Below are 7,862 nucleotides of genomic sequence, written 5' to 3'. Positions count from 1 at the left end.
ATATGTTCATTGTCCTGGAAGACCATCGGTACGGCCATGATTTTGCGTTCTTCCACTTCATCCTGGAAGAAAGCCCCATCAATCATGGTTGCAGTCGTACCCGGGTTATAGATAGCAATCAGGTTCAATGCCTGAACAACATCAGGGCAGTTATGACAGCTGAGTGATACAAATACGTCAAAGTCAGATTTGATGCCCAAACCTTTGATGGATTCAAGAACTTCGGCAGAGACTTTTGGTGCATAACCTGAAGTTTGCAACAATGCCAGAATCAGCGACGTAAACTCATGGCCCATCGGCAAGCCTGCGAAGAACACACGAGGCTGTTCACCGGCTTTTGCCACACCAAAGCTTGGTGCACGTTTGTTGGTACCGTCAAAACGGGCAGTGACTAGATCAGAAAGCTGAGCGATTTCCTCAACCAGTTCTTTGATTTTGGCTGATTTTTCAGAGCCATCCAGAGTTGCCACTAATTCAATCGGGCCTTCCAAACGTTCAAGTAGTGTTTTTAATTGAGCTGAAGTATTTTGATCTAACATTGCTAACGTCTCCAAGGGAGTAAATATTTATTCGATGAAGCTATATTAAGTGAATAACAAAAATAGGTAAAACAGTTTGTTTTTATCTTAATGATTGTTTTTATAGATCATAATTTCTAACCTAATTTTATTTTTTATTATCCTTAAGCTTCTTGCTCTGGCTTAAAGAAACCGAATATAGATTGGAAAATAAAAATGCTCCTTTTATAGGAGCATTTTTAAGTTTAGAAGATTCGCTGTTCAATACGTAGCGAACGCCCCTTAATTGAATTGGCTAATACAAATATGATTAAGCTAAGCAAGGTAAATAAGATGGCAATGCCAATAATGATGACATTGGTAATCTTGCTGACTTGTTCGGCTTGCTGGGCTTGACGATCTACACTTTGTGCTAAAGGCGTCAGGCTTTTACCATAGACCTGTTGCTGCATGGTCCAGATCTGTTCCGGTTTAAATCCGTATTGTTCAAACTTGTTATCCTGCCGCTCTGCCTCGACCACTTGTGCGACATAAGGTCGGGCTGCAGACAAATCAACGGGTTTATGCAAGAGTGCTGTTTGGGCGAGTAAATAAGATTTCACCGGTGAAGCAATATCGGAATCAACCAGGTAACGTGCCACTTCGCTATCATTGATATTACTATCGTAATAGACCACTTGCTGATAAACATCTTCACGGTCATTTCTCAGGTCATATTGCCAATAAGTCAGTCCTGACCAGATCACGATAAAAGAAATCAGCCAGCCTACAAACTTCAATATGAAAGACTGAAAGCGCACATAGAAGAAACCAAACTTCTTCAGCAATCCAACCAGAAAAAATGCACCAATAAAAGAAGCAAAGATTTTCAGAATCAGCCAGCCAAACCAGCTTAATAGAGCAAAGAAATAATCCGGACTATCCCCAATACTGGCCAAATTAGCATCGACACTAACTGGTAAATGCAGCTGTTGAAGCTGAGTACTCAGGCCAAAAAAGCCATAAACCAGTTCCTGCTGAAAGAATAGGCCTATCACGGATGCGATACAGACCGTAGAGGTAGTCAGTCCCAAAAGCATCAAATTACGTTGACGCTTTTTGAGTGCGACGACCCCTTGCTTGATTTCCTGAGGATTTACAGCATATTCATCTAAGGGCGGCAATCTCTACTCCTTTTTTTAGATCTTGGCCCTACTGGATTTAGTTGGGTTTAGATCCACTGGTACTTGATTCAATCACCAAATGATTCAGATTATCTTGCAAGGCTCTTAAACGTACCGTCGCTTCAGTGTGTTTCTGTACACCTTCTTTCTGGATCTGAATCACATCATTAACAGTTTTAATGAGGGTATTTTGCACATGTTCAAGCGTTTCAATATCAATAACAGAACGCTGGTTGGCTTTTGCCGTATCGACCGAGTTCTGATGCAATAAATCTGCATTACGGCGTAAAAGCTCATTGGTCGCATCATCAATAGTATTGGCCAGCTGTACACTGTTCTTCTGTTCATTCAGGGAAATGGCCAAACTGATCTGGTTTTTCCATGCTGGCAATGTGATATTTTTAATGGCATAGAATTTATCCACCAGCATCAGGTTATTGGACTGGATAATGCGGATCATTGGCAAAGTCTGCATCGCAGATTGCTGCAATACCTGTAAATCACTGATGCGTTTTTCCAGATTATTGGCCAGATGATTTAGGTCATAGATTTTTTGCGTGGTACTCTGATCTTGTGGCAAGGCTGTGAGCGCAGCAATTTCCTGCTGCAATTCCTGTTCACGTAAACGTCCAGCTGCAATATGAATACCCAGCTGCTTATATTCTTCCTGCACCCCATCGAACATTTTATCTAACGTATCAACGCGTGCTTTTAATCCGGATTGTGAAGTTTCAATTTCCTTGACCAGCACATCAATCTGTTCTTTGGTGGTATTGAAATGGGAGTCAAAATTATCTTTCACACCCTTAAATTTGCTGATGATATTGCCAAGAAATCCCGAACTTTTTTTCTTGTTCAAGATACTGCTGGTATTCAGTTGCTGTGCCACCTGCACCACCTGATTCAGCTTTTGACCGGTTGCATCCAGATCTTTGTTCTGTACCAGATTCAGCAATTCATCGGTATAGCTTGAAGTTTTGGTGGCTATATTTTTGCCATATTCGGCCACACTATTATGACTCATATTCTGCAGTTCTTTACGTGCTGCCAAAACCTCCTGAAAATCGTCAGGCTGCAAGCCCAGCTCTTTCAGATCCATTTGCTGGAACTTCTGTTCAGTCAGTTCAGTTGAGCTTTCGACAGGTAAATTTACTACATCAGATTTGGTCATGCTTCACCTTATATTGTTATGTATTCGAGGGTTTCTCGAGTGACTTTTTTAACGTTTTAATCAGATTGTCCCGGCTATTATCGAGTTTTTCCAGATCACTTGTCGAGTGTTTCGTCTGGCTTTGTTTGACATGATATTGCCAGGCCGGGATCAGCACCTGTTGTGCTTCTTTAAATCGATCCAGCAGGCTATAAGACAGTTGCTGGGACAATTGCATCTGGGTAATGGCGATGTCATTACTGCTTTGCAAGGTTCTTAAGGTATGCACCTTTTTTGACAGCCGCTCAGAAAAATTATCCAGTGGATGCTGATTCCTGATAAACTGCGGATATTCAGATAAAAATTCTTCTGCTGCCACAATATGCTTGGCCATTTGCTCACGTAAACCGATCAGTTGCTGAAATCGCGATTGGGATTTCTGGATTTCAATTTGCAACTTACGGCTAAGGTGATCTGCCTGATCCAATAAATAGTCCAGTTTTTTATAGTATTCAACCTGACTTGAGCCATAATCTAAATCGATACCCAGCCATTTCTGTAAGGCATTAAATTTACGCTTCTTGAGATATTTTTTTGATTGAGCCAGCATCTGAATCAGCTGTTCAATCGTCTGGCTCAGTTGTTGGGTCAGATGCGGATCTACCCCATTTAATAGTACGGACTGTGCCTGAATAAGTGGGTCAGCATAATGATTCAGCTTGTATTGGTCGTGGAGTAAAGGCACAAGTTCGTTGCGCTTGATACTTAGAATCTCGCTCTGCTCTACTGCAATGTCTTGGATTGGAATCAAAACATCTATCTGTGACATGGCCCTTTAAACTCAGTGAATTCGATTTTTATAGTACGTCTTTTCATTCAACATAACATGTAGCATTTTGCAAAGGAATGCTTCAGGCCATAGAATTTTCTTTATATAAGTTGAAGATATTGTTGGAATTAAGTTTGGCATACAGCCATTTCTTGTACAAATTATTTTGACTATAACCTGCTGATTCTCTCTAGAACCTTTTCCATCGGCCTTAAATAGGCTAATAACCAACTAAATAAGAATAAGCACAATAAATGCCAAGTTATTTTATCGTCTTAATTAAGCTTTTTTTAAACTTAAGAATATCTATAACACATTATAAAACATAAATAATTCTCGAATTTTAAGCATGAATTATTTATGATCAAGATCAACCATAAAGTAGGTAACCTGAGAATAAAATGGAACGTTTTTTTCATAATACGATGTATGCCGCACGCTGGATCTTAGCTCCTGTCTATTTTGGTTTATCATTCGCTTTATTATTACTGGCCTTAAAATTCTTTCAGGAAGTGATTCATGTTCTGCCGCATATCTTCGAATATACTGAAGCTGACCTGATTCTGGTGATTCTATCCTTGGTTGATATGACCATGGTTGGTGGACTTATTGTGATGGTGATGATGATGTTTTCAGGTTATGAAAATTTCGTTTCACAACTCGGTAATACCCCCATTTTTAATTGAGTTAATGAGTAGAAAAACCGAAGCCCTTATCATTGTTTAAATTTAGGTGGTTTACCATCAACTGACATATGAGGTCGTTGATGATTATAAAAGTGTTGCCATGCTGTTGTATAGTCTTGAACATTTTCAAGTTCTCGAAATAAATATTGATTTAAACATTCATAATGTACTGTCCGATTGAAGCGTTCTACATAATACGCATTTTGTTGTGGATTGCCAGGCTGGGTAAATACATGCTCAATTTCATGCTGCTTACACCATGCCTCCATTAAATCACTGATGTACTCTGGTCCATTGTCACTTCGAATTCGTTTTGGTTTACCTCGCCATTCGATGAGTTGATCCAACCCTCGAAGTACTCGTTCAGCGGGTAAGGAGAAGTCAATCAAGATATCTAATGACTCACGGTTATAGTCATCAATGACGTTGTGCACACGGTAACTGCGGCCATCACTGAGTTGATCGTGCATAAAGTCCATTGACCATGATTCATTCTGCGCTTCTGGTACTGCAAGAGTTTCAGGCTTTATCCGTTTAATGCGTTTGTTGGGTTTAATCCGAAGGTTAAGCTCAAGCTCCTTATAAATGCGATAAATACGCTTGTGATTCCAAGGGTAGCCTTGGACATTACGCAGGTACACAAAGCAAAGCTTAAATCCCCAAGTCTTATTCTCATTGGTGAGCTTAATCAGCCAATCTGCAATAACCATATTCTGCTCCTTCAATTGAGCTATATAGCGATAACAGGTTTGACTGACTTGGAATATGAGACAGGCCTTATTCACTGATATCTTATATTGCTCAACGGCTTGTTGAGCAAGTGACTTGCGTTGCGTTGGCCTTATAACTTTTTTGACAGTGCATCCTGAAGAATGTCTGCTTTAAGACGTTCATCCGCATACATGCGCTTTAGGCGGGCATTTTCTGTTTCTAGCTCTTTAAGTCGAGTCATCATGGAAAGATCCATGCCGCCATATTTGGACTTCCATTTGTAAAAAGTGGCAGAACTCATGCCATGTTCTCGGCATAGATTAGGCACTGGAATACCTGCTTCAGCTTGCTTCAAAATACTCATGATTAAGCTGTCCGAATATTTAGATGTTTTCATAGAAAATCTCCTTAGATCAAGGCTATTCGATTTTCTACTTTTAAGTTCAATTATTTTTAGGGAGCATTACCACTCAAAATCGATGAAAATAAAACCCGCCTGAACTGGCTCGGCACTATGGATGCCAATTCTCTTAAACTTAAAGTTGCGGCTTCCATCGTAGCTATTTCTTCGATTCATTTACTACGTATTTTTATGGATGCTCGTAACGTCGAGAATGACAAAATCATGTGGTACATCATCATGCATCTGACTTTTGTGATTTCTGCATTTATTATGGGTTATCTGGATAAACTCACCAAGCATTAAAACATGGATATTAAAAAGCCCCGATTATAGGGGCCTTTTTATATCGGCGATTTAACTAAAAAATTATAGATAGTCACCTTCTCGCTCTGGCTGATACAGCACTTTTTCAATCGTGACTTTCATCAACTGACCATCAGGTTGTGGCCATTCAATAGTTTGTCCTTCTGCCAGACCCAAGATCGCAGTTCCAATCGGTGCTACGACATTTACCTGCCCTTTTTCACCTTTAAACTCATGCGGGTAAACTAGGGTAATTTCTACAGGCTCCGTTGATGGTGCAATCGTCAACAATGCACGCGCATGCATGGTCACTACATTGCTTGGCATGTCCTCTGGCTTGATCACTTCAGCACGAGCCAGTTCATCTTCCAGTTGAAGCATGGTCTCACTGAGCTTGTCCTGATTTTCAAGCATGGTTTCGAGACGTTCCACATCCTGTTCAGATAAAATAATTTTTGGTTTAGCCATTCTTACTACCTTGTTTAATGAATGATTGAATAGTTTTTAAAAAGCGAATGAATCTAGGTTCTAAGTGATTAATCGAATTAAATTAAGTTAAATATAAAAAATCTTTTTTTAGCTGCTAAAAAAATTGTGTCTTAACTCAACTTATAAAGCTGTTTTTCAAAGAATGTAACCAGTTTTAGAAAAACTCAATACTCTTTTCGAAATCAGATTTATAGGATCTGTATTTCTCAACTTTGTTTTATAAAAGGATGAGTATTTTATATATAGGATTGATTAAGCTTTGATCTTATCGTCTCTTTTAACTGATCATAAAAGTGAGCAGCAGAAGATGAGTCAGAAACAATATCACCCAATAAAAAAGCCCCCTTGAGGGGGCTTTTCTCAAGTTAGGCTTATTTTGCGTAAACAGGGAATTTAGCGCAAACAGCAGCAACTTTTTCTTTAACCGCAGCGATTACGGCTTCATCGCCTTTAGCATCAAGGATGTCAGCGATCCAACCAGCAAGTTCACGAACTTCTGATTCACCGAAACCACGAGTCGTTACAGCAGGTGTACCGATACGGATACCTGAAGTCACGAATGGAGAACGTGGGTCGTTTGGTACAGAGTTTTTGTTCACAGTGATGTGAGCAGCACCTAACCAAGCATCAGCATCTTTACCAGTGATATCTTGTTTGATCAGAGACAACAAGAACAGGTGGTTTTTAGTGCCGCCAGATACAACGTCGTAACCGCGTTCGATTAGAACTTCAGCCATAGCTTGAGCATTCTTAACCACTTGTTGTTGATATGCTTTGTATTCAGGTGCCATTGCTTCTTTGAAGCAGATTGCTTTAGCAGCAACCGCGTGAACCAGAGGACCACCTTGGTTACCTGGGAATACAGCTGATTGAAGTTTTTTCTCGATTTCTTCGTTTGCTTTCGCCAAGATCAGACCTGAACGAGGACCACGAAGAGTTTTGTGAGTAGTCGTAGTTGTTACGTCAGCAATTTGAACTGGACTTGGGTAAACGCCAGCAGCAACCAGACCAGCGACGTGAGCCATATCTACAAATAAGTAAGCGCCAACTTTGTCCGCGATATCACGGAAACGTTGCCAATCTACGATTTGACTGTATGCAGAGAAACCAGCTACGATCATACGTGGTTTGTGTTCTACAGCTAGACGCTCAACTTCTTCATAATCGATCTCACCAGTTTCTGGATTCAGACCGTATTGAATTGCATTATAAGTTTTACCTGAGAAGCTTACTTTCGCACCGTGAGTCAAGTGACCACCGTGAGCCAGACTCATACCCAATACTGTGTCACCTGGGTTAAGCAGCGCTAGGTAAACTGCAGAGTTTGCTTGAGAACCAGCATGTGGCTGAACGTTAGCATAATCAGCACCAAATAATTCTTTAGCACGGTCAATTGCCAATTGTTCAATGACATCTACATATTCACAACCGCCATAGTAGCGTTTGCCTGGGTAGCCTTCTGCATATTTGTTAGTGAGTTTTGATCCTTGAGCTTCCATTACTGCTGGTGAGCAATAGTTTTCAGAAGCGATCAACTCGATGTGCGCTTCTTGGCGAGCATCTTCGTTAGAGATTGCTTGAGCGATTTCTGGATCAAATTCAGCAATAGA

The 7,862-nt window shown here is 40.3% G+C and carries 7 protein-coding genes and 2 pseudogenes; 2 read left to right on the top strand and 7 right to left on the bottom strand.

All coding sequences use genetic code 11. From position 1 onward, the window contains the following. The 4 genes from B3143_RS15145 to B3143_RS15130 all read right to left on the bottom strand — a co-directional run. A partial coding sequence (locus B3143_RS15145; protein ID WP_286741147.1) for a thioredoxin family protein occupies window positions 1-539 on the bottom strand: 539 nt, incomplete at its 3' end. A gap of 224 nt (window positions 540-763) precedes the next feature. Further along, a complete protein-coding gene (locus B3143_RS15140; RefSeq protein ID WP_004784292.1) occupies window positions 764-1,681 on the bottom strand; it encodes a hypothetical protein in 918 nt (305 codons plus the stop codon). Between the two features lie 37 nt (window positions 1,682-1,718). Next, on the bottom strand, window positions 1,719-2,852 hold the full coding sequence (locus tag B3143_RS15135) for a toxic anion resistance protein (protein WP_286741145.1): 1,134 nt from the start codon (window positions 2,850-2,852) through the stop codon (window positions 1,719-1,721). A 16-nt stretch (window positions 2,853-2,868) separates the two neighbouring features. Continuing rightward, window positions 2,869-3,660 (bottom strand): hypothetical protein, encoded by a 792-nt coding sequence (locus tag B3143_RS15130; protein WP_004784296.1) that lies wholly within the window; start codon window positions 3,658-3,660, stop codon window positions 2,869-2,871. Between the two features lie 401 nt (window positions 3,661-4,061). On the opposite strand from B3143_RS15130, the pseudogene B3143_RS15125 reads away from it, so the two are divergent. Further along, window positions 4,062-4,322 (top strand): annotated as a pseudogene (locus B3143_RS15125) (YqhA family protein); the annotation flags it as partial. Window positions 4,323-4,375: 53 nt separating this feature from the next. Here B3143_RS15125 and B3143_RS15120 read toward each other — a convergent pair. Continuing rightward, window positions 4,376-5,454, bottom strand: a protein-coding gene (locus tag B3143_RS15120; RefSeq protein WP_286741142.1) for an IS3 family transposase whose coding sequence is annotated in 2 segments (ribosomal slippage) — window positions 4,376-5,202 and window positions 5,202-5,454 — 1,080 coding nt in all. Because the reading frame shifts where the segments join, the coding sequence is not laid out codon by codon here. 72 nt (window positions 5,455-5,526) lie between these two features. Here B3143_RS15120 and B3143_RS15115 point away from each other — a divergent pair. After that, a pseudogene (locus tag B3143_RS15115) lies at window positions 5,527-5,763 on the top strand (YqhA family protein); the annotation flags it as partial. Window positions 5,764-5,826: 63 nt separating this feature from the next. Here B3143_RS15115 and rnk read toward each other — a convergent pair. After that, on the bottom strand, window positions 5,827-6,231 hold the full coding sequence (gene rnk, locus B3143_RS15110; RefSeq protein ID WP_262736487.1) for a nucleoside diphosphate kinase regulator: 405 nt from the start codon (window positions 6,229-6,231) through the stop codon (window positions 5,827-5,829). Between the two features lie 392 nt (window positions 6,232-6,623). Further along, the coding region (gene glyA / locus B3143_RS15105; RefSeq protein WP_286741139.1) for a serine hydroxymethyltransferase at window positions 6,624-7,862 on the bottom strand (1,239 nt) is incomplete at its 5' end.

The sequence above is a fragment of the Acinetobacter sp. UBA1496 genome (assembly GCF_002324975.1).
In the GTDB taxonomy this organism is placed as follows: Bacteria; Pseudomonadota; Gammaproteobacteria; order Pseudomonadales; family Moraxellaceae; genus Acinetobacter; species Acinetobacter variabilis.
This window is presented reverse-complemented; position numbering and strand designations above follow the sequence as displayed.

Bases quoted from the DNA above. Each gene is read 5' to 3' on its own strand.
- B3143_RS15135 (WP_286741145.1), bottom strand. From the start codon at position 2,852: ATGACCAAATCTGATGTAGTAAATTTACCTGTCGAAAGCTCAACTGAA.
- B3143_RS15130 (WP_004784296.1), bottom strand. From the start codon at position 3,660: ATGTCACAGATAGATGTTTTGATTCCAATCCAAGACATTGCAGTAGAG.
- rnk (WP_262736487.1), bottom strand. From the start codon at position 6,231: ATGGCTAAACCAAAAATTATTTTATCTGAACAGGATGTGGAACGTCTC.